Source organism: Pseudochrobactrum asaccharolyticum (genome assembly GCF_003314995.1).
In the GTDB taxonomy this organism is placed as follows: Bacteria; Pseudomonadota; Alphaproteobacteria; order Rhizobiales; family Rhizobiaceae; genus Pseudochrobactrum; species Pseudochrobactrum asaccharolyticum.
This window is the reverse complement of record NZ_QNRH01000001.1, coordinates 780,183-803,508: the sequence shown is the minus strand read 5'-3', so window position 1 is coordinate 803,508 and position 23,326 is coordinate 780,183. Positions and strand designations below refer to the sequence as shown.

Sequence of the window (23,326 nt, the reverse complement as noted above, 5' to 3'; positions counted from 1 at the left end):
TGGTTTTGCTCATTCACCCGCAATTTTCGCCAGCTGTGTCATGATCACGGCTGAACCGGTCAGGCGTTTTTCAGCAGTCGGATAATCACGAATAAATACAATGCTCTGATCCGGCCGGATCTTTGCCAGCGAGCCCTGTGCCGCAATCATCTGCACCAGACCTGCCGGATTCGGGAAGGTCTTCTCACGGAACTGGATAACAATGCCCTTCGGCCCTGCATCCAGCTTCTCAACATTGGCCTTGCGGCACAGCGCCTTGATAAATACGATCTTGAGCAGGTGCTGCACTTCTTCCGGCAACGGCCCAAACCGGTCGATCAACTCGGCACCAAAACCGTCGATTTCCTGCGTTGTTTCCAGATCGGCCAGACGGCGATAAAGCCCCAGACGCAATTGCAAATCAGGCACATAAGTTTCCGGTATCATGACCGCCGTGCCAACCGCAATTTGTGGCGACCAATGGCTATCCACCACAGGGCCTTCGGATTTCAGCTCGGCAACCGCCTCTTCCAGCATCTGCTGGTAGAGCTCAAAACCGACTTCCTTGATATGACCGGACTGCTCATCACCGAGCAAATTACCCGCACCGCGAATATCCATATCGTGGCTGGCAAGCTGGAAACCAGCGCCCAGTGTATCCAGCGATTGCAGCACTTTAAGGCGGCGTTCGGCTGTCTGCGTCAGCGTTTTGCCTGCAGGCAGCGTGAACAGCGCAAATGCACGCTGCTTGGAACGGCCAACGCGGCCACGCAGCTGATAGAGCTGAGCAAGACCAAACATATCCGCACGATGCACTATCATGGTATTGGCAGTCGGAATATCCAGACCGGATTCCACGATGGTTGTGGAAAGCAGCACATCATATTGCCCGTCATAGAAGGCATTCATAATGTCTTCCAGCTCACCGGCAGGCATCTGCCCGAAGGCCACAGCAACTTTAAGTTCCGGCACATGCTGGTCGAGGAATTCTTTGATCTCGGCAAGGTCGGAAATACGTGGGCAGACATAGAAGCTCTGACCGCCGCGATAACGCTCGCGCATCAGAGTTTCGCGGATGACCAGCGCGTCAAAAGGCGAAATGAAGGTACGCACCGCCATACGGTCAACCGGCGGCGTGGTAATCAGCGACAATTCACGAACACCAGTGAGTGCCAGCTGCAAGGTGCGCGGGATCGGCGTTGCGGTGAGTGTCAGCACGTGAATATCGGATTTCAGGTCTTTCAGGCGTTCTTTATGTTTCACACCGAAATGCTGTTCTTCGTCGATAATCAGCAGGCCGAGATTTTTGAACTTGATCGAATTGCCGAGCAGCGCATGGGTACCGACAACGATATCAACTGTGCCTTCTTCAACGCCCTTCTTGGTCAGCGCCAGTTCTTTGGCACCGACAAGACGAGAGGCATGGGCAACATTGATCGGCAGGCCATTAAAGCGCGTGGAGAAGGTCTTGAAATGCTGGCGCGATAGCAGCGTTGTCGGCACAACAACCGCCACCTGATAGCCGTTGAGTGCCGCTACAAAAGCGGCACGCAGCGCGACTTCGGTTTTGCCGAAACCAACATCGCCGCAAACCAGACGATCCATCGGCTTACCGTCACCAAGATCGTCAAAGATCGCATCAATAGCGCGTTGCTGGTCTTCTGTCTCATCATAAGGGAAACGGGCAGCAAATTCGCCATAGACACCTTCCGGCGGGGTCAGCACCGGCGCACCACGCATTGCACGTTCTGCGGCAATACGAATGAGCTGTCCGGCCATTTCCAGCAGCTGTTTCTTGAGCTTGGCTTTACGTGCCTGCCATGCGCCGCCGCCGAGCTTATCCAGAACGGCAGATGAGCCTTCCGAGCCATAGCGTGACAGCAGTTCGATATTTTCAACCGGCAGAAACAGGCGGTCGTCACCAGCATAATGCAGTTCAAGGCAATCATGCGGCGCACCGGCAGCGGTGATTGTGCGCAAGCCGATAAACTTACCGATACCGTGATCGACATGCACCACGATATCACCTGCGGTCAGACTACCGGCCTCAGAGATAAAATCCGCATCACGTTTGCGTTTCTTCGTGCGGCGGATCAGACGGTCACCGAGAATATCCTGCTCGGCCACCACAACCAGATCACCGGCATCAAAACCGCTTTCCACTGCCAGCACAGTCGCCGTGATCTTATCGCGCGACAGTGCTTTGACCGTACGCAAGTCTTTAACCGTCTCGATCTTTTCCAGACCATGCTCGTCCAGCACCTGCAGCAGACGGTCGAGCGAGCCTTCGGTCCATGCGGCGACCATGATCTTTTTACCGCTTGCGCGAAGTTCAGCGATATATTTGGTTACGGCTTCGAACAGATTAACGTCTTTAGCTGCACGTTCCTCGGCAAAGCTGCGGCCTTTATGGGCACCCGCATGAATAATATGCCGGTCACTGGCTTCCGGTGCTTCAAAAGGCGTGAGGTCATAACGCTTGCCATTGGCCTCTGCCGCCTCTTCCACCTTGCGCAGCGACATATAAAGCTGGCTTGGTGCTACCGGCTTATAGGGAATAGCATCAGCGGCTTCTTTGCCTTCTGCCTGTTTCTGACGGGCGTCATAATGGTCAAGCACCAGCTTGTGACGCTCGGCAATGGCTTCCGGCACCAGATGATCGAATACAACAGGCATCGGCCCTGTATGATCAAACAGCGTTTCCATCTCGTCATAGAACAACGGCAGCCAGTGCTCCATACCGGCAAAGCGGCGACCTTCCGAGATGGCGGCATAAAGCGCATCATCGCGTGACGGCGCACCAAAGGCAGCGATATAGTTCTTACGGAAGCGGCTGATCATATCCGGTGAGAGCGTAATCTCGCTCATCGGCTGGAGAGTGAACTCCTTGCGTGTTTCGGTGGTGCGCTGCGAAGCCGGATCAAACGCGCGGATGCTCTCCAGTGTATCGCCGAAGAAATCCAGTCGCAGCGGCTCTTCTGCACCCGGTACGAACAGATCAAGAATACCACCACGTACAGCAAATTCACCGACATCGCGCACGGTCGGCACACGCTCAAAGCCGTTGCGCTCAAGGCGCTGGGTCAGTTCATCCATATTCACGCGGTTGCCCGGACGTGCGGAGAAACTCTGTTCAGCCAGCACAGCGCGCGGCGGCAGTTTCTGCAACACCGCATTGGCTGTGGCAATAATCAGCGCCGGATGTTTCTGGTCCCGCAAAGCGCTCAACTGGCTCAGCGCATTCAGACGTCTGGCAGAGACTGTTGCACCGGGAGAAACGCGGTCATAGGGCAGACAGTCCCATGCCGGAATATGCAATACCGGCAGTTCCGGCATGATAAAGCCGATCACCTGCTCAATATCGGCCACGCGCTGCCCGTCGCGTGCGATAAACAGGACAGGCCCCTTATCACCCGCCTCTTCCAAAATCTTGGCCAGCACAAAGGCTTCATAACCATCGGCGACACCATCAATCAGTACATGATTGACAAGAACCGGTTTCAGACCAAGTTTGGAAAATACGGGCATAGGATGTCTCTGCTATATTACTCGAGCTTCTGATTGAGAAAAATCAATAGTCGATTTTATCGCGGAACAAAATAAGATCACGGAACAAAATCGTGTCAAAAGCCTCAGGTGTTTTGTCTTCACCGGTAATCCACTTGAACAGATCGCGGTCGAGCACTTCGAGCAGACGTTCAAATTCATTCAAAGTATCTTCATCCATCGTCGCAATATGCTGATCAGCATATTGACCGAAGATCAGATCCATTTCTTTCATACCACGGTGCCACGAGCGGAACAGCAGCTTGCGGCGACGCGGATCCAGCTGTGCGCCTGCTTCGGTGCCCGATAATTTACTGCCTGTGCTCATAACATTCTCCGGATTAACATCTGTGCATTCAATAACATTACCAGCCATATAACGCGGGATGAACGCGATGTCAGCCTTGCAAGTCAATAAGAAGCGGGTAAGTTAGTTTTTATGCGCCCAAGTCTGCTTGATCCCCTGTTTGCATCGGTTCGTACCCTCACCGGTATCGGGCCTAAAGTCTCTGCTTTGCTGCTGAAACTGCTCGGCGCGGAAAGCGCGGCGATGCTTGAGCCGCGTGTGGGACAATTGCTGTTTCTGGCACCAAACAGTGTGATCGACCGGCGCAACCGTCCGGGTGTGGCTTTTGCGCAGGAAGGTGCCGTGGTCACGCTGGAAGTGACGGTTGATGAATATCAGTTCTCACCATCGGGTGGGAAATCAGGTGCTTTTATGCGTGGCTCCGTGCCCCACCGCATTTATGCCCATGATGATACGGGCGAAGTAACGCTGGTTTTCTTCCGTGCCCAGCGCCCGTGGCTTGAAAAGAGCCTGCCACTTGGCGAAAAGGTTATCGTCTCCGGTAAGGTGGAATGGTTCAACGGTCGCGCCTCTATGGTGCATCCCGATCATATTGCGCCGATTGACGGCAGCGATGATCTGCCATTGATTGAGCCGGTTTATCCGCTCACTGCCGGCCTTTCGCCTAAAACACTGGCACGCGCGATGCGCGATGCGCTGACACGCATTCCTGATCTGCCGGAATGGCAGGACAGGACGCTGATGCAGCGGGAGAATTTTCCGTCTTTCACACAAGCACTGCATCATCTGCATTTGCCGGAAGAACCGGAGGATATTGCACAGGACAGTCCTTCGCGCCGCCGCCTCGCCTATGATGAATTTCTCGCCGGACAAATGGCACTGGCACTGGTGCGCGCCAAGACCAAGCGTCTCTCCGGTCGCCCGCTCAATGGCACAGGCAAAATCACCGCACAGATATTGGCCAACTTGCCCTATAGCCTGACGAAAGGTCAGGAACAGGCGGTTAAAGATATTATCGGCGACCTCAAGCAGCCGGAACGTATGCTGCGTCTGCTGCAAGGTGATGTCGGCGCCGGTAAAACCGTGGTCGGCCTGTTGTCCATGGCACATGCGGCAGAATCGGGCGGACAATCCGCCTTGATGGCACCGACAGAGGTGCTGGCACGACAGCACTTTGCCACCATAGCACCGCTGGCTGAAAAAGCCGGATTGAAAGCTGCTTTACTGACAGGGCGTGAAAAAGGCAAAGAGCGCCAGCGCATTCTCGATGAACTGGCTGATGGTACTATCCATATCATTATCGGCACCCATGCGCTGTTTCAGGATAAAGTTGAATATCATGATCTGGTGTTTGTGATCATTGATGAGCAGCACCGGTTCGGTGTGCATCAGCGCTTGCAGCTTACCGCCAAAGGCGCTGCGCCGGATATGCTGGTGATGACTGCAACGCCGATCCCGCGCACGCTGGTTCTGACCGCCTTTGGCGATATGGATGTTTCCAAGCTCACAGAAAAACCGGCAGGCCGCCAGCCGATCACCACAGCGATTGTGCCGAGTGAGCGGTTGAGTGAAATTGTTGACCGGATGCGTAAAGCAATCTCCGAGGGGCAGAAAATTTACTGGATCTGCCCGCTGGTGGAAGAATCAGAACATGTTGAGCTGACCTCTGCCGAAGAACGCTTTCAATCATTTCTGCCGGTGTTTGGTGACAAACTCGGCCTCATTCATGGCCGCATGACAGGACAGGAAAAAGACGATGCGATGCTGGCCTTCAAGCGTGGTGATACCCGCCTGCTGATTGCCACCACCGTTATTGAAGTCGGCGTAGACGTGCCAGATGCAACCGTGATTGTGATTGAACATGCTGAGCGTTTCGGCCTGTCGCAATTGCATCAGCTACGCGGTCGTGTCGGGCGTGGTGACAAACCATCCACCTGTCTGCTGCTCTATAAAGGCCCGCTGGGTGAGATTGCCAAGGCACGTTTGCAAGTGATGCGCGAGACAGAAGACGGCTTCCGCATTGCCGAAGAAGACCTGAAACTGCGCGGTGAAGGCGAGTTACTCGGCACCCGTCAATCCGGCACGCCGGGCTTTAAACTCGCCTCGATGGAAGCGCATACTGATCTTCTGGAGATCGCTCGTAAAGATGCCCGTCTGATGCTGGAGCGCGATATTGATCTGCAATCTGAGCGCGGTCAGGCACTTCGTCTGCTGCTCTATATTTTCGGGCGTGACGAAGCCATCAGACTGCTGCGCGCGGGATAATACTGCATCAGCCAGCAATCTTGCAGCTGCCCTTCATGCATTTCATGGGCGGGCAGCAAGCGGAGTTTTTCAAAGCCGCATTTTTCATAGCAGGCAATTGCGCGTGAGTTGCGGCTTTGCGGGTCGAGAACAAGGCGCTGTGCGGCCTTGTCTGTTATGAGATAATCGCGCACCAGCGAGACAAGCTCAGTACCAAGTCCCAGCCCCCAGAAATCCGGTTCGCCGATAAACTGATCCAGCCCGTAGATCACATCCTCAACCGGTAGTTCCAGCGCCTGTTTATCTTCGCTATCCAGCGGGTAGAACTGCACATAACCAAGCGGTTTATCATCCAGTAACACCAGACACGGTGTGGTTTCCCCCTGATCCTCGATAAAAACTTCAATGACCGTTTGCAGATCGAAGTGTTTGTCACGCCCTTCGTAAAATTCCAGCACCCGCTCATCCTGCAGCCAGCGCAGCATCACCGGCGCATCGCTTTTCTGTAATGCACGTATTGCCAATCTGCCTTGCTGCACCAGCATAACCACTCTCCCGCTGCTCCTGATCTATAAATAAAAAGCCCGCTTATCGGAGACAAGAGGGCTTTGAAAAAAATTGCTGAAAGCTTATTCAACAGTCACGGATTTCGCCAGATTGCGCGGCTGATCCACGTCTGTCCCCATGAAGACGGCAGTATAATAAGCCAGCATCTGGATCGGCAGCGCATAAACCAGAGGCGAAATGAATTCCGGCACATCCGGCATAATCAGCACGGAATGGGCATCCACATTGGCGTGTTTTGCACCTTCTTTGTCCGTGATCAGGATGATACGGCCGCCACGGGCTGCCACTTCCTGCATGTTCGACACGGTCTTTTCATAGAGGCGATCGAATGGTGCAATCACAATCACCGGCATGGTTTCATCAATCAGGGCAATCGGTCCGTGCTTCAGCTCACCGGCTGCATAGCCTTCTGCGTGAATATAGGAGATTTCCTTGAGCTTGAGCGCACCTTCAAGAGCCAGCGGATAGGAAGTACCGCGACCGAGATAAAGCACATCTTTAACATTCATCAGATCGCGGCAGATGGCCTCGACTTTTGGTGCCAGTTTGAGCGCTTCATGCAGCACACCCGAGAGATTGCCGAGCTGATCAACCAGCTCTTTTTCTTCTGCCGGAGTGATCGTTCCACGCGCCTTGGCAGCAGACAGCGCCAATGAAGCCAGAACCGAAAGCTGACACGTGAAAGCCTTGGTGGAAGCCACACCGATTTCAGGGCCTGCCAGTGTCGGCAGTACAATGTCTGACTCGCGGGCAATGGTAGATTCGCGCACATTGACCACGGCGGCAATAGGCAGCCCCTGTGAACGGCAATAACGTAGCGAGGCCAGCGTATCGGCGGTTTCACCCGACTGCGACACAAACAATGCCAGCGTATCAGTTGAAAGCGGCATTTCGCGATAGCGGAACTCCGATGCAATATCGATTTCAACCGGCAGACGCGCATAGCGCTCCATCCAGTATTTGCCGATAGTTGCAGCATAATAAGCCGTGCCGCAGGCCGACATTGCCATGCGATTGATCTTTGACCAGTCAATATTGTTAACATCGGTGCGGATCGACGAGGATGAGAAATCCAGATAATGCGCCAGTGTGCGGGAAATCACTTCAGGCTGTTCATAGACTTCTTTTTCCATGAAGTGGCGGTAATTGCCTTTATTGACGACATAGGCAGCGCCGGAAGACTGTTGCACAACACGGGTGACCGGATGATTACCCTCATCATAAACGGTTACGCTGTCGCGGGTCAGAACTGCCCAGTCACCATCTTCCAGATAGCTGATTTTATCGGTGAATGGTGCCAGTGCAATAGCATCGGAGCCGAGGAACATTTCGCCTTCGCCATAGCCGATGGCCAGCGGTGAACCGCGACGCGCTGCAACCAGCATTTCATTTTCGCCGGTAAACAGGAAAGCCAGTGCAAAAGCACCGCGCAGGCGGCCAAGCACTTTACGCACGGCTTCAACAGGTGCATCGCCGGAACGGATATTGCGGGCGACGAGCTGCGCCACGGTTTCAGTATCCGTATCGCTCTGGAATTTTACGCCTTCTGCTTCCAACTCCGTGCGCAGTTCGGCAAAGTTTTCAATGATACCATTATGAACAATGGCAACCTGTTCAGTCGCATGCGGGTGAGCATTACGCTCTGTCGGCGCACCATGGGTTGCCCAGCGTGTGTGGCCGATACCGATTGCACCACTCAGCGGCTCTGCTGCCAGACGGTTTTCCAGATTGACCAGCTTGCCCTCGGCACGGCTGCGTGCGATCTGATTATCCACCAGAGTGGCAATACCGGCTGAATCATAACCGCGATATTCCAGACGCTTCAGCGCATCCACAAGCCGCATAGCAACCGGCTGATTGCCGACAATACCAATAATTCCGCACATTCTGTCTGTTCCTGTTGCGTCTTTGCACTCCGGCTTGCCATTCAAAGCATAGCCCGTACAAACTCCATCATCATATTAAATCTAATAATGATGATTTTATGATAATTATTTGTTTTTGCTTGCCTTAATGGCCTTGTATTTTTCGCGTAAAATTTCTGCGCGGCCTTCTTTATTCACCTGACGGGCACGCCCCAGAGCCAGTGCATTTTCAGGCACTTCATCTGTAATCACGCTGCCGGAAGCCACATAAACACCATTACCAATGGTCAGCGGCGCAATCAGGGCAGAGTTAGAACCAACAAAGGCATTGCTGCCGATTGTGGTTTTAAACTTGTTATAGCCGTCATAATTGCAGGTGATCACGCCCGCACCGATATTGGTGTCAGCGCCCACAGTTGCATCGCCGATATAGGACAGATGATTGACCTTGGCACCGGCACCGATATCTGCATTTTTGACTTCACAGAAATTGCCAACCTTGGCTTTCTCGGCCAGTTTTGCACCCGGTCGCAGACGCGCAAACGGCCCTACGCTGGTATTGGCGCCAATATGTGCCCCTTCAATATGCGAGAATGCGTGAATCACCGCACCGCTTTCAACGGTCACTTTGGTACCGAAGAAAACATTCGGCTCAATCAGCACATCCGCTTCAATCAACGTGTCATGCGCGAAGAACACTGTCTCCGGTGCAATCAGTGTCACACCGGAGAACATAACATCACGGCGCTTCCGTGCCTGCCATAGCGCTTCAGCCTCTGCCAGTTCAGCACGATTATTAATGCCGATAACATTCTCAACCGGTACATCAATGGCAATAACATTCAGCCCTTGCGCATGCGCCAGCTTCACCACATCGGTGAGATAATACTCGCCTTTGGAATTATCATTTTTGACAGCGGAAATCAGCTGCAGCGCATATTTGCCGCTCAGCGCCATCAACCCGCCATTACAAAAGGTGATTTTGCGCTGCTCGTCTGTCGCATCTTTTTCTTCGACAATCGCTACCAGTTTGCCGTCCTGCTCGATCAGACGACCATAGCCAGTCGGGTTTTCCGGACGGAACCCCATCACCACAATATCTGCGCCCTCGGCCAGCTTGCCACGGGCGGCGCGCAGTGATGTTTCTTCAATCAGCGGCGTATCGCCGAAAACCACCAGCACATCATCATGCGGCTCTGCCAGCGCTTCGCGGGCAGCAAGCACAGCGTGCGCAGTGCCCAGGCGCTCAGTCTGCTCGTAGAAACGTGCTGTATCGCTGATTTTGCCGACAGCTTTTTGCACATCCGCCGCGCCGCGCCCGACCACAACAGCCAGATCGCTGCTTTCCTCATGAGGGGCACCTGCGCCCTGCACAGCCTTAACCACATGACCGACAAGCGGAAGACCGGCAATCTCGTGCAAGACTTTGGACATGGAAGATTTCATGCGGGTACCCTCACCGGCAGCGAGGATGATGGTCAGGCAGGATCTGGAAGCCATATTAATTCCGTGTTTCATAACTGGCAGAGAGGTCTGATTTATCAGAACCACTTTAAAGGCGAAACGTATAGATTCATTTACCTAGAGCATAATTCCTTAAACTTAGATCAGTTCAGGATGAAATTATGCTCTCATTTTAAAGTGTTAGAGCGACCTTTGCGTGCCAAGTATGGCACACGGCGCTCTAAAACAAGGCAAGCGTGGTAGTTTTGCATGAATCAGTGCATAAACTCGTTTTTAAACAGGTTTTAGTGCTGAATCACAAAATGCCGGTCACTTTTATAAAATGACCGGCATGATCTGTGATTATCCGATTTTACCAAGTATCGGGAATGTCTCAAGCAGCCAATAGGCAAAGGCCTGCATACCGCCGGTCAGGAACAGGATACCTGCCAGCACCAGCAGAACGCCCATAACCTTCTCGACCTTGCCCATATGCATACGGAAGCGCGCCAGAAAGCGCATGAAGCGACCGGAGAACAGCGCGGCCAACATAAACGGAATACCTAAGCCCATTGAATAGACGAAAAGCAGGAACACACCGTCAGCAACGGAAGTCTGCACACTCGCCATGGATAGAATCGGCCCCAGCACCGGCCCGATACAAGGTGTCCAGCCGAATGCGAAAGCCAGCCCCATGACATAAGCACCAAGAGGTGTCGCCGGTGCAGAATTGGCCTGAAAACGTGCTTCTCGCGACAAAAACGGAATGCGGATAAGTCCGAGGAAATTCAAGCCCATAAGAATAATGACCAGACCGGCCGCAATGGCCATCTCTTGCTGCCACTGGCGCAGGAAGTGACCAATAGAGGTAGCGCCTGCCCCAAGCGCCACGAAAACAGTCGTAAAGCCGAGAACGAATGTAAAAGCCGTCGTCAAAAGCCGGATGCGGTTACGCATGGCTTCCGACGATTCTTTATCATTGCGGAAATCATCCACACTCACGCCAGCCATATAACAAAGATAAGGCGGCACCAAAGGCAGCACGCAGGGAGACAAGAAAGACAGCGCACCCGCGCCTAAAGCCGTGAGAATGGAAATATCAACTGCCATATTCTTATCCTGTCATGCTGCTGTAATTCTGCCGGTAGAACCCGTAGCTTAAACTCTGCTTAAGCCGGATTATAACTAATCGGCTACTGTAAGCGTTTATCAAGTGAGGCTCTTATAACGGTAAACCGCCGCGATAGATATATGCAGCCTGTCGCCTCTGTGCGTTGAGCCAAACACCTTCTTGTTAGAATCATCGGTATAAAAACAATGACTTGAAAGAATCGTTTTTCTGATTGCCCGATCAAAACAATTCTTTTTATCCCTGATTGCATCGTTTACTGCGCAATAAAGCGCCCTTTCCACATGCATTCAGGGCTATTTGCCGTTAAGTTTTGGGGAAAATATAAAAAAACGGCATTTTCAGCAAAAAATATCGGTTGCAGGTGTTGACCATACCAACATCGCCCCTTATGTATCGCCCCACTTGCTGAGCATTACCGAGGTGCTCCGATAAAAGACCATGTGTCTTTACGAGATTGCAAGAGCGCGTAGCTCAGCCGGTAGAGCAACTGACTTTTAATCAGTAGGTCCACGGTTCGAACCCGTGCGCGCTCACCATCTCCTTCTCTTCCCAAAACAAAACATACAATCCGCGTTACTGATAATATTTCCGTTTCACGCTCTGAATCCGCCTGTTTACGCAACCTGTGTATAAACTTAAGATTTTGAATTTAAACAGTGATTTTTAGTATTGACGTTCTAATCAATCCCCCTTATGTATCGCCTCACTTGCAGAGCATTACCGAGGTGCTCCGATAAAGACCACAAGGTCTTTCAAGAGATTGCAAGAGCGCGTAGCTCAGCCGGTAGAGCAACTGACTTTTAATCAGTAGGTCCACGGTTCGAACCCGTGCGCGCTCACCATCTCTCTCAAAACTTCCCAATATATAGCTTATATCTAATTGGACTATTTAAACGCAGCAGCCTGCGTATAGTGGGTACGTCAACAGATGATTTTTCACCAAGTTGATCTCCTCATGATACCTACTCAAATCAGCCCCGTTTTGTTTGTCAGAACGGGGTCTTTTTTTATATTGATCCTGAGCCATAAATTACCGGCACGTCATAAGTCTCTAATTGATAAACATCGCCCGCCTCTCCATATTAGCAAGCAATCAGAGCGCATTCCGAAAAGTGTGAAACGGTTTTCGGATAAAATGCGCGTAAAAACAAAAGCTAGAGCGGTTTCAGCATGTACTGAAACCGCTCTAAACGCAGCGATATCATTACGGATAAAGCGAATCTCTGCTTATCCGTATTCAGAAAGGCGACCATGACCTCCGGTATTCATCATGTGACTCTGATCACGCGTAATGTGCAGGCTAATATTGATTTTTATGCCGGTTTTCTGGGACTGCGGCTGGTGAAGCAAACCGGCGGCTATGAAGACGGCGAACAATTACACCTGTTTTACGGCGATGCTGTCGGTTCTCCCGGCTCGCTGATTACCTTTCTGGTCTGGGAAGAAGGTGCACGTGGCCGTGTTGGCCATGGTCAGGTGGCGGAGATTGCTTTGGCTGTACCGCCGGAATCAATCGGTGACTGGCTGACGTGTGCTTTATCGCAGCATATTCAGGTTGAAGGGCCAAAACGCGAATTCGGCGAATCTGTATTGCGCCTTAAAGATCCGGATGGTGTGATCGTCAAACTGGTCGGCCATGAGATGTCCACCGGACATCCTTGGAAATCCGCACCTTCGCGCCTGCATAGCGTGACACTCTTTACGGAAACGCAGGAAGAAACCGCCGCTTTCGTCAAACGCTTCGGCTATAGCGAAGGCCAACGCGAAGATTCTGTGCTGCGCATGGTGTCCGATACGGATTTTATTGATGTGCGTAATGTCACCGGATTCGTTCAGGGGATTCCAGGCACAGGAATTGCCGATCATGTGGCCTTCCGCGCCAAGGATGTTGATGCGGTTAAAGCTGCTGAGGCCGAACTGTCGCGCCTCAACTCCTCTGTCACCAATTATCACGACCGCAATTATTTCACCTCGCTCTATGTGCGTGAACCAGGCGGCATATTGATTGAGCTGGCAACAGACGGACCGGGCTTTACCATTGACGAGACACCGGAGCATCTGGGCGAAACCTTATTCGTGCCGCCCCATGATCAGGAACGCGCACAAGACCTGAAAGTGCTGATGCCGCAATTTGCCATGCCGGGTGAAGAGCGCATTGTGATGCGCGACCTGCCCTTTGTGCATCGCTTCTATACACCGCAAGATCCGGACGGCAGCATTATGCTGTTATTGCATGGTACCGGCGGCAATGAAGCTGATCTGATGCCTATGGCACATCGCATAAATCCACGTGCTACGCTGCTTGGCGTGCGTGGCCGCAGTCATGAAGAAGGCACTGCACGCTGGTTCCGCCGTTTTGGTGCAACGCAGTTCGATCAGGCGGATATCCGCTCTGAAGCAGAGGCTTTCAAAGCCTTTTATGAAGGGGCAATAGCTGCCTATGGTCTGAAAGCGGAGAATATCACCGTGCTCGGCTATTCAAACGGTGCAAATTTTGCGGCAGCAGTTATGGCGCTTTATCCGCAACTGATCCGTCGTGCGATTCTGTCCCGCCCGATGCAGGTGCTGGAAGATGCCCCGCAAGTTGATCTGAAAGGCACGGCTGCCCTCACCCTCACCGGCAGCAAAGACCCGTTCAGTGAATTTGCACCGGCACTTAACACATGGCTGGAAAGTTGTGGTGTGGAGCTGACAGCAGAGAAGCTTGAAACAGGACACGCCCTGTCGCCGGAAGATATTGCCCGTGCCAAAAACTGGTTGAGTTTATAAATCGTACTCTTCGGGCGCCGTGTGTTTCTCCGAACACACGGCGCCCAAATTATATTTACGCACCGTTTATTGCGAAATCTCTGCCCGGTTTTCCAAATACACATTAAAATGTTATATAGTTACAATTAATTTCCATTCCGGCATAGACATACTCTGCAATCATAATTACCAATCGTAATGTTATTACATTTCAGATTCGAGGTTATTGATGGGTATGTGGCTGAAAAGCGCGACTGCGCTAAGCATGTTAGGATCCGTATTAATTACAGGCCATGCCAATGCTGATGAGGAGCATAAACAGGTCTGGCGGCTGTTTGTTGCCGATCACACCAAACCGGTGGTTCGTGCGATTGATCTGGAAAGCGGTAAAGAACTCGGGAAATTCGACCTTAAAGGCTATGCGGCACTGGCGGCCAGTAATTCAGGTGAAACCGTCTTTGCAGTGCAAACCGAAGATGATGTGGTGAATGTTATCAAGACAGGCATCAAGCTCGAAGATCATGGCGATCATCGTGATCTTGAGATTTCGGATACAGCTTTGCTGAAAGAAAAATTTGAAGGTAAGCGGCCGGTTCATGCCGTGATGCATGGCGACAATGTCGTGCTGTTCTTTGACCGTGAAGGCAAAGCGCATGAATTGTCCGAGCAGGATATTCTGAAAGGAAATCCGCAGGCTAAGATCATTGATGCCACAGCGCCGCATCATGGTGTGGTTGTGCCATTCGGCAATCAATATCTGGCTTCCGTGCCAAATCTCGAAGCAGAAACCAAACCGGATGCCCTGCCGCCGCGCCTTGGCCTGCGTGTACTTGATTCTGATGGCAAGCAGAACGGCGATGTCGCAACCTGCACAGCTTTGCATGGCGAAGCTTTCTCCGCCAGTCTTGTGGCCTTTGGTTGTGAAGAAGGTGTGCTGATTGCCAGCCCGTCTAAAGACAAACAAGCCGAGCTGAAAATGCTGAGCTATGGTGCTGATCTGCCAAAAGGCAAAGTCAGCACCTTACTTGGCAGCAAAGCGATTCAGTTTTTTCTCGGAAATTATGGTGAGGACAAAATTGCGCTGATTGATCCGGAAAGTGATACGCCTTATCGCCTAGTCGATCTGCCGACCCGTCGCGTGGATTTCGCACTCGACCCTGCCCGTCTGAAAAACGCCTATGTGCTGACAGAAGACGGCCAGTTGCATCTCATCAATATTCTGGACGGGACAATTGTTCGTTCAGCTAAAGTGACCGAGCCTTACAGTAAAGATGGTCACTGGCGTGATCCGCGCCCGCGTCTGGCGGTTGCAGGTGATCATATCGCGATCACGGATCCACGCCACAGTCTGGTTCGTCTGATCAATATTGAGAGTTTCAAAGAAGACCGCACCATTGCGGTGGCTGATCAGCCATTTAGTATTGTTGCTGTCGGCGGCTCCGGTGCCGTGCATTAAGCTCCAACGCACCCAAAATGAAAAGACCGGTTTAACGCCGGTCTTTTTTGTATTTGCCATTCGGATGTTCGCTGCTTAAGGCAGTCATAGTCTGTTTCACGAATGGCGTATTTCATGAGAAAATTCATATTGCTTGCCGCTTTGGCTCTGACACCGTTGTTACTGGCAGCCGCTCTTTTCACTGGTATTGAGGTGAAATATGGCGAGCATGACACGGATTACAGCTTTTTCGTCAAGCAACAGCCGTCTCTTCAGCTCTTCTTTGTTAATCCGATTGTTTGTGGTGAGTGTGACGTTGAGGCTTTTGAAAAGCTGTCAGTGGCGAATATTGAGGAAATTCGCACTTATTGCCGCCAGCGTTTTGGCCTCGACAATCTGCGTATGTGCCATGCGATTTTTGCCGAGCACCAAAGGCAGGTAAATACAACCATGCAAGACCTTGATGAGATTGCTGCCGTTGCAGCACGTTTCATCAATTATCAAAACATTGAGCAGAACAGCAATTGGGCATTTCCTGTTGTTAATGCCAAGGTGGTTGTGCCCGAATGTCTGCTGCCACTGGATACAGCATGGCGCGATGATGCGGATCAGGCAAAGCGTATCAGTGTCAGTTGCGCTGATACCGGACGACCAGCCCCGCAAGATCGCTGGAATGTAACTTTGCCGATCTATCCAAACTAGAGCGGTTTATATCTGGATTGGATCATAGCGTCCGCTCTAGATTCTTTAGTTTATCGCATTGTCACGGACTGTCCAAGTTGATCCAACTTGACTGTGAAATGCTCAGCAAAAAGCCCCGCAAGTCAGACTTGCGGGGCTTTAAATATCTCAGATCAGATGATTAGTGAGCCATGCCCACAACAGCATCATCTTCACCGGCTTTTGCAATTGCCGGCGTTTCCGGTTCAACCCATTCGATCGGCTCCGGCTTGCGGGTCAGTGCATGTTCAAGCACTTCACCGACATAAGAAACCGGAATGATTTCCAATGCGTTTTTCACATTGTCCGGAATTTCAGCCAGATCCTTGGCGTTTTCTTCCGGAATCAGCACCTTCTTGATACCGCCGCGCAGAGCTGCAAGCAGTTTTTCCTTCAGGCCGCCAATCGGCAGAACACGACCACGCAATGTGACCTCACCGGTCATAGCAACGTCTTTGCGTACCGGAATACCGGTCAGCACAGAAACAATCGCAGTTACCATTGCTGTACCGGCAGACGGACCATCCTTTGGTGTCGCACCTTCCGGCACGTGCACGTGGATATCACGTTTGTCAAACAGCGGAGGTTCGATGCCGAAATCCACCGCACGGGAGCGGACATAGGATGCCGCAGCCGAAATGGATTCCTTCATCACATCACGCAGGTTACCGGTAACAGTCATGCGACCTTTACCTGGCATCATCACGCCTTCAATGGTCAGCAATTCGCCGCCCACTTCCGTCCATGCCAGACCGGTTACAACACCAATCTGATCTTCACCGTCGATCTGTCCGTAACGGAACTTCATGACACCGAGATAATCAGAAATATTATCTTTCGTCACATGAACCGACTTGGTCTTCTTACGTGCGATTTCCGTGACAGCTTTACGCGCCAGTTTCATCATTTCACGCTCAAGACTACGCACACCGGCTTCGCGGGTGTAGTGCTGGATCACAGCAAGAATGGCTGCTTCATCAACCGAGAATTCATTCGGCTGCAAAGCATGTTCCTTGATTGCCTTTGGCAGCAAATGCCGCTTGGCAATTTCAAGTTTTTCATCCTCGGTGTAACCGGCGATACGGATGATCTCCATACGGTCAAGCAGAGGGCCCGGAATATTCAGCGAGTTTGCAGTCGTCACGAACATTACGTTGGACAGGTCATATTCGACCTCCAGATAATGATCCATGAAGGTTGCATTCTGTTCCGGATCCAGCACTTCCAGCATTGCCGATGACGGATCGCCACGGAAATCCTGACCCATTTTGTCGATCTCATCGAGAAGGAACAGCGGGTTGGACTTCTTGGCTTTCTTCATCGACTGAATAACCTTACCCGGCATAGAGCCGATATAGGTTCTGCGGTGACCGCGGATTTCAGCCTCATCACGCACGCCGCCCAGCGACATACGTACATATTCACGACCGGTTGCATTGGCGATAGAACGCGCAAGCGAGGTCTTACCAACCCCCGGAGGGCCAACGAGACAAATGATCGGGCCTTTGATCTTGGCAGCGCGTGACTGTACCGCGAGATACTCGACAATACGCTCTTTGACCTTTTCCAGACCAAAATGCTCTGTATCCAGCACGCCTTCAGCAAAAGCCAGATCAGTTTTAACCTTAGACTTCTTGCCCCATGGCAGTGACAACAGCCAGTCGAGGTAGTTGCGCACCACGGAAGCTTCCGCAGACATCGGGCTCATCGACCGCAGCTTCTTCATTTCAGCCTGCGCTTTTTCCGCAGCTTCCTTGCTCAGCTTGGTCTTGGCAATGCGTTCTTCCAGCTCGGCCAGTTCATCCTTGCCGTCTTCGCCATCGCCCAGTTCCTTCTGGATAGCCTTCATCTGTTCGTTCAGGTAATATTCGCGCTGGGTCTTTTCCATCTGGCGCTTAACACGCGAGCGGATGCGCTTCTCGACCTGAAGAACCGAGATTTCGGATTCCATATATTCCAAAGCTTTTTCAAGACGCTCACGAACCGACAGGATCGAAAGCATTTCCTGCTTTTCAGCAATCTTGATCGCCAGATGCGAGGCAACTGTATCTGCCAGTTTCGAATGATCATCGATCTGACCGGTCGCGCCGACAACTTCAGGCGAAATCTTCTTGTTCAGCTTTACGTAATTTTCAAAGTCGCTCATCACTGAGCGGGACAGCGCTTCAATCTCTACCGAATCTTCTTCCGGCAGCTCCAGAATATCAGCATAGGCTTCGTGATAATCTTCACGATCACTGAATTTGGTGATTTTAGCGCGAGCGATACCTTCGACCAGCACTTTCACAGTGCCGTCCGGCAGTTTCAGCAGCTGCAGCACATTTGCCACTGTACCGATTTCATAAATCGCATCATTGGCCGGCTCATCGTCGGCAGCATTTTTCTGGGTCGCAAGCAGAATCTGCTTATCAACGCCCATCACTTCTTCAAGCGCACGGATTGATCTTTCGCGGCCGACAAACAGCGGCACAATCATATGCGGGAAGACAACAATATCGCGCAACGGCAACACGGCATAAAGCCCGTCCTGACCACCCGCGGATGTCTTCAACTCTGTATCCGTCATTTTAAGTCCTTTCCCGGGTAAACCACCCGATCGCCACACAATGATCCCCGTTTCATCAGCAAATCACTGCGTGCATCGACTATATAATTGGCCACCCACTGCCCGTATTTCAAGCACTTCCTGTGCCTCATACAGCAGAATAAATCAGCGCATTTATGACCACCGGATCAAAATGCAAATTGCAGACCAACACTTTAAACCCTTTTACAACGAATGAAACGCCTAAAACGCCGGTTTTCGCCCATTCGGGCTATAGTCCACAACCACGCGCAGCTTAATATGATAAAATAAATCATATTAAAATCATTTCTCGTTAAAAAATATTCGTAAACACAAAAACGCCCGAAATTTCTTCCGGGCGTTTTCTAAAATTCATTCGGACATGTGCCTTATGCAGAGGCAGTGCCTTTTTCTTCCTTGCGTTCGCCGTAGATATAAAGCGGCTGCGCCTTACCTTCTACGACATCGCTAGAGATGACAACTTCCTGAACACCTTCCAGTGTTGGCAGGTCAAACATTGTATCGAGCAGGATTTTTTCCATGATCGAACGCAGACCACGCGCACCGGTTTTACGCTCAACGGCTTTGGCAGCAATTGCCTGCAGAGCATCATCGTGGAAAGTCAGTTCAACTTCTTCCATCTCGAAAAGACGCTGATACTGCTTCACCAGAGCATTTTTCGGCTCGGACAGGATCTTGACCAGTGACGGAATATCCAGATCTTCCAGTGTTGCAATAACCGGCAGACGACCGACAAATTCAGGAATAAGGCCGAATTTTGTCAGATCTTCCGGTTCCAGCTCGTGGAAAATCGCACCGATACGGCGTTCATCCGGCGCTTTTACAGTTGCGCTAAAGCCGATAGAGGTCTTTTCACCACGCGATGAAATGATCTTATCAAGACCGGCAAACGCACCACCGCAAATGAACAGGATGTTGGTTGTGTCCACCTGCAGGAATTCCTGCTGCGGATGCTTGCGTCCACCCTGCGGTGGGACAGAAGCCACAGTGCCTTCCATGATCTTCAGCAGAGCCTGCTGTACACCCTCACCTGATACGTCACGGGTAATCGACGGATTGTCGGCCTTACGGCTGATTTTATCCACTTCGTCGATATAGACGATACCGCGCTGTGCACGCTCAACATTGTAGTCGGCAGCCTGCAACAGTTTGAGAATGATATTTTCAACATCTTCACCGACATAACCGGCTTCGGTCAGTGTCGTGGCGTCAGCCATGGTGAACGGCACATCAATGATGCGCGCCAATGTCTGTGCCAGATAGGTCTTACCGCAACCGGTAGGGCCAACAAGCAGAATATTTGATTTTGCCAGTTCAACATCACCGGCCTTCGGCTGATTAGCCAGACGCTTATAGTGATTGTGAACTGCTACCGAAAGCACACGCTTGGCTTGGCTCTGACCAATGACATAATCATCGAGAACAGCCATAATTTCCTGCGGGGTCGGCACACCTTCACGCGACTTCACCATCGAGGATTTGTTTTCCTCGCGAATGATGTCCATGCAGAGCTCGACACACTCGTCACAGATAAATACGGTCGGCCCCGCAATTAGCTTGCGCACCTCATGCTGGCTTTTTCCGCAAAAGGAGCAATAGAGCGTATTCTTGGAATCGCCACCGCCGTTGCTGACTTTGCTCATCGCAGTTTCCTTTCAGTAATGGCCACCCGCTGTCCGCAACAGGCACCAAGTTCTAACCGTTATGTCTTCCCGACCGAAACCGACATTAACGGCAGTCGTCATGTATTCGTCTGTTATTGGCTTCTTGTGCCATTGACAAGATGTCAGCACAAGCGGCTTTGCAACATACTTATAAGTACAATCAGGCTGAATGAACCTGATAGAACTCTTGCGCCTGTACGCACTCAACATCTGTTTTTAGGCTCAAGACCCAAACAATCACTTAACGCAGCAACCAGCTTAAACAGGCAAAAGAATGTTTTACAACCTGTCTGCCGCACTGTTTTGCGCGACAGAGCAGTTAAAGCGGTAATGGCAGATAAAATATGGCTAAAATTATACAAAGCCATTAATTTCTTGCCGCAACTCCCGTTTCAGAAAATACCTCAATCCAAAATCTGATCCGCTTTTACAAGAAAACGGATCAGTTTCCGGTTACTCAGTCTTTCTTTTCAGCCAGTTCGCGTGATTCGATCACTTTATCGATCAGGCCGAATTCCAGCGCTTCCTGTGCGGTCATGAAATGATCGCGATCAAGTGTGCGCTCAATGGTGTCGTAATCACGACCGGTATGCTTGACGTAGATTTCGTTGAGGCGACGCTTCATCTTGATGATATCCTGCGCATGACGCTCGATATCGGAAGCCTGCCCCTGAAAACCACCGGATGGCTGGTGAACCATGATACGTGCATTTGGCAATGCCAGACGCTGGCCGGTTGCGCCGGCTGTCAGCAGCAGCGAGCCCATGGAAGCAGCCTGCCCCATGCAGAGTGTGGAAACCGGAGGCTTGATGAACTGCATAGTGTCATAAATTGCCATACCGGAAGTGACCACACCACCTGGCGAATTGATGTACATTTCAATCGGCTTATTCGGGTTTTCTGCCTCAAGAAACAGCAACTGCGCGCAGATCAGCATAGCCATGCCGTCTTCAACCGGACCGTTTACGAAAATCACACGCTCTTTCAGAAGGCGCGAGAAAATATCATAAGCCCGTTCGCCGCGTGCAGTCTGCTCAACTACCATCGGGACCAGATTCATAACGGTTTCAATTGGATCTCTCATCATTAACTGCCTTTGGCTATCGGTAAACGGAGCGAAGCACTGCCGTCAGGATTCGTGGATATTCCATACATAGGGCGAGGCACTATGGTTTCGCAAGATGCTGAGCCATAAACGCCATATTCTGCTTCTGTCTAATCTTTCATACTTACTGAATTCTAAATAGGCTGCCGAAATCTCTGTAAACAGCAGATATTTGAAAAGCTTGTATATTCTGGAGCGTGTCGCATTTAGTCTTAACCGCGATACACGCCCCGGCTTTTTGATTTTCGTGTCATCACGGGTACTCAATATATCCGTTGAGCGGTGAACTGCTTACCCCCGCTTTGATACTGACGCATATTTATCGCGAAATTTCTGCGCGGAACCAGCTGTCATATCAACATCAATAATGACCGAACCGTCTTCCTCGTCCTGACGGCGCACATTACTGCCATGACGATAAATCCAGTCGATCAGGCTGAACTGGTGTGGTTGCAGACTAACCTGCACTTTTTCCATGGCACCGGAAATACGGCTCTCGATCAAAGCCAGCAATTCGCGCGTACCCTGTCCCGTCAACGCGGAAAGCGGGATCGGACGCACATCTTCATGGCTGCCGCTGCTCAGATTTTCCGCACTGTCCTGCATCGGCTCGCTCAGGCGATCGATCTTGTTCCAGAGTTCAATAACGCGCTCATCGCCTTTTTTAATGCCAAGCCCGCTGAGAATAGTTTCCACATCCTCTGCCTGTGCCGCATTGTCGGGGTCAGACATATCACGCACATGCAAGATAAGGTCTGCTTCGACCACTTCTTCCAAAGTCGCTTTAAAGGCCGCGACCAGATGGTGCGGCAGGTTGGAAATAAAACCAACCGTATCCGACAGGATGATCATGTCACCATGGGGCAGACGCAACCGGCGCAGGGTCGGATCAAGTGTCGCAAACAGCATATCCTCGGCCAGCACATCAGCGCCGGTCAGACGGTTGAACAATGTTGATTTGCCCGCATTGGTATAGCCAACCAGTGCAATCACCGGATGCGGCACCTTACGCCGCTTCTGTCGGTGCAACTGACGGGTGCGAACGACCGTATCCAGCTCACGCTTAATACGCAGGATTTTTTCCTGCAGCATACGACGGTCAGCCTCGATCTGGGTTTCACCCGGACCGCCCATAAAGCCGCCACCACCACGCTGACGCTCCAAGTGCGTCCAACTGCGAACCAGCCGGCCCTTCTGATAGTTCAGATGTGCCAGCTCTACCTGCAAACTACCCTCACGGGTTTGCGCACGGCGGCCGAAAATCTCCAAAATCAAGCCGGTACGGTCAATTACCTTGACCTTCCATTCCCGCTCAAGATTGCGCTGCTGTACCGGTGTCAGCGGGTGATCAACAATCACCAGCTCGATTTCTTCACGCTCGATACGATCAGCAATATCTTCGACTTTACCGGTGCCGAGCAATGTCGCTGGACGCGGTTGCGAAGTCTGCACCAGAAAACTGTCGATAATATTCAGATCAATCGCCCGTGCCAGACCTGCAGCTTCTTCAAGCCGCGCCTCATCACTGCGGCGGTATTTCGGGCGTTCGCTCTCATCCTGGTCAACGACCAGCGCATAGCGTTCCGGCAAAATCGGCACCACAACAAAAGCACGTGTCTCTTCCACCTTTGTTGTGAAGGGCTTTCTGCTGCTTTTCAGTCTGGCGCCATCATCATAATTATCATCTTCTGATAATTCATATGTGTCTGCCATATCTGTTTCTGGCACCAGATCATCTGCCGGATCATTTCGTTTTTTCAAATGTGTATCCTGATTTCTTAATTCATTATGAGGGTAAAACAGCGCCAAAGCGTCCGATATTTACCCGCATGTCCGTTCCCATCAGATAATCATCCGGCCTGCCTGCATCAATGCACAGACGTGAGATAATTATTCTCAAACTTACAAACAAATATATCCGCAGGCCACGGGGCACTGCGGATATAAAAACATCTTTAAATTTCAGCTACAGTCAGAATGAACT

14 protein-coding genes and 2 tRNA genes are annotated in these 23,326 nt (G+C 51.5%); 6 read left to right on the top strand and 10 right to left on the bottom strand.

Annotated features, from left to right (window positions below):
- Positions 1-9: 9 nt before the first annotated feature.
- Positions 10-3,507, bottom strand: a complete 3,498-nt coding sequence (gene mfd / locus DFR47_RS03670; protein WP_113942998.1) for a transcription-repair coupling factor — start codon at positions 3,505-3,507, stop codon at positions 10-12.
- A 43-nt stretch (positions 3,508-3,550) separates the two neighbouring features.
- On the bottom strand, positions 3,551-3,853 hold the full coding sequence (locus tag DFR47_RS03665) for an FAD assembly factor SdhE (RefSeq protein WP_113943233.1): 303 nt from the start codon (positions 3,851-3,853) through the stop codon (positions 3,551-3,553).
- 111 nt (positions 3,854-3,964) lie between these two features.
- Between DFR47_RS03665 and recG the strand changes: the two genes are divergently transcribed.
- Positions 3,965-6,097, top strand: coding sequence for an ATP-dependent DNA helicase RecG (gene recG, locus DFR47_RS03660; protein WP_113942997.1), 2,133 nt, complete (start codon positions 3,965-3,967; stop codon positions 6,095-6,097).
- On the opposite strand, the gene aac(6')-Ian is transcribed toward recG, so the two are convergent.
- The 4 genes from aac(6')-Ian to DFR47_RS03640 form a co-directional block, all read right to left on the bottom strand.
- Entirely contained in the window at positions 6,049-6,621 is a 573-nt protein-coding gene (aac(6')-Ian, locus tag DFR47_RS03655) for an aminoglycoside N-acetyltransferase AAC(6')-Ian (protein WP_000960976.1), read from the bottom strand. The genes recG and aac(6')-Ian overlap by 49 nt on opposite strands.
- Before the next feature lie 84 nt (positions 6,622-6,705).
- Positions 6,706-8,529: a glutamine--fructose-6-phosphate transaminase (isomerizing) gene (gene glmS, locus DFR47_RS03650; protein ID WP_113942996.1), complete on the bottom strand. Its 1,824-nt coding sequence runs from the start codon at positions 8,527-8,529 to the stop codon at positions 6,706-6,708.
- 105 nt (positions 8,530-8,634) lie between these two features.
- A complete protein-coding gene (gene glmU, locus DFR47_RS03645; protein ID WP_113943232.1) occupies positions 8,635-10,008 on the bottom strand; it encodes a bifunctional UDP-N-acetylglucosamine diphosphorylase/glucosamine-1-phosphate N-acetyltransferase GlmU in 1,374 nt (457 codons plus the stop codon).
- A gap of 306 nt (positions 10,009-10,314) precedes the next feature.
- Positions 10,315-11,061, bottom strand: coding sequence for a cytochrome c biogenesis CcdA family protein (locus DFR47_RS03640; RefSeq protein WP_113942995.1), 747 nt, complete (start codon positions 11,059-11,061; stop codon positions 10,315-10,317).
- Between the two features lie 482 nt (positions 11,062-11,543).
- On the opposite strand from DFR47_RS03640, the gene DFR47_RS03635 reads away from it, so the two are divergent.
- The 5 genes from DFR47_RS03635 (at position 11,544) to DFR47_RS03610 (ending at position 15,968) form a co-directional block, all read left to right on the top strand.
- Positions 11,544-11,619: transfer RNA gene (locus tag DFR47_RS03635), tRNA-Lys, on the top strand.
- 230 nt (positions 11,620-11,849) lie between these two features.
- A tRNA-Lys gene (locus DFR47_RS03630) sits at positions 11,850-11,925 on the top strand.
- Positions 11,926-12,334: 409 nt separating this feature from the next.
- Positions 12,335-13,852, top strand: a complete 1,518-nt coding sequence (locus tag DFR47_RS03620; protein ID WP_113942993.1) for a VOC family protein — start codon at positions 12,335-12,337, stop codon at positions 13,850-13,852.
- Between the two features lie 244 nt (positions 13,853-14,096).
- A complete protein-coding gene (gene aztD, locus DFR47_RS03615) occupies positions 14,097-15,287 on the top strand; it encodes a zinc metallochaperone AztD (protein ID WP_245416423.1) in 1,191 nt (396 codons plus the stop codon).
- Positions 15,288-15,401: 114 nt separating this feature from the next.
- Complete coding sequence (locus DFR47_RS03610) at positions 15,402-15,968, top strand: hypothetical protein (RefSeq protein ID WP_113942991.1); 567 nt, start codon at positions 15,402-15,404, stop codon at positions 15,966-15,968.
- Positions 15,969-16,128: 160 nt separating this feature from the next.
- Here the strand turns inward: DFR47_RS03610 and lon are convergent, their stop codons facing one another.
- The 4 genes from lon to hflX all read right to left on the bottom strand — a co-directional run bounded on the left by lon (position 16,129) and on the right by hflX (position 23,055).
- A complete protein-coding gene (gene lon, locus DFR47_RS03605) occupies positions 16,129-18,552 on the bottom strand; it encodes an endopeptidase La (RefSeq protein WP_113942990.1) in 2,424 nt (807 codons plus the stop codon).
- Positions 18,553-18,941: 389 nt separating this feature from the next.
- Positions 18,942-20,216, bottom strand: coding sequence for an ATP-dependent Clp protease ATP-binding subunit ClpX (gene clpX, locus DFR47_RS03600; protein WP_113942989.1), 1,275 nt, complete (start codon positions 20,214-20,216; stop codon positions 18,942-18,944).
- A 478-nt stretch (positions 20,217-20,694) separates the two neighbouring features.
- The gene (locus tag DFR47_RS03595; protein ID WP_113942988.1) at positions 20,695-21,321 is read right to left on the bottom strand and encodes an ATP-dependent Clp protease proteolytic subunit; all 627 of its coding nucleotides are present in this window, start codon (positions 21,319-21,321) and stop codon (positions 20,695-20,697) included.
- 312 nt (positions 21,322-21,633) lie between these two features.
- Positions 21,634-23,055: a GTPase HflX gene (hflX, locus tag DFR47_RS03590; RefSeq protein WP_113943231.1), complete on the bottom strand. Its 1,422-nt coding sequence runs from the start codon at positions 23,053-23,055 to the stop codon at positions 21,634-21,636.
- Positions 23,056-23,326 lie beyond the last annotated feature (271 nt).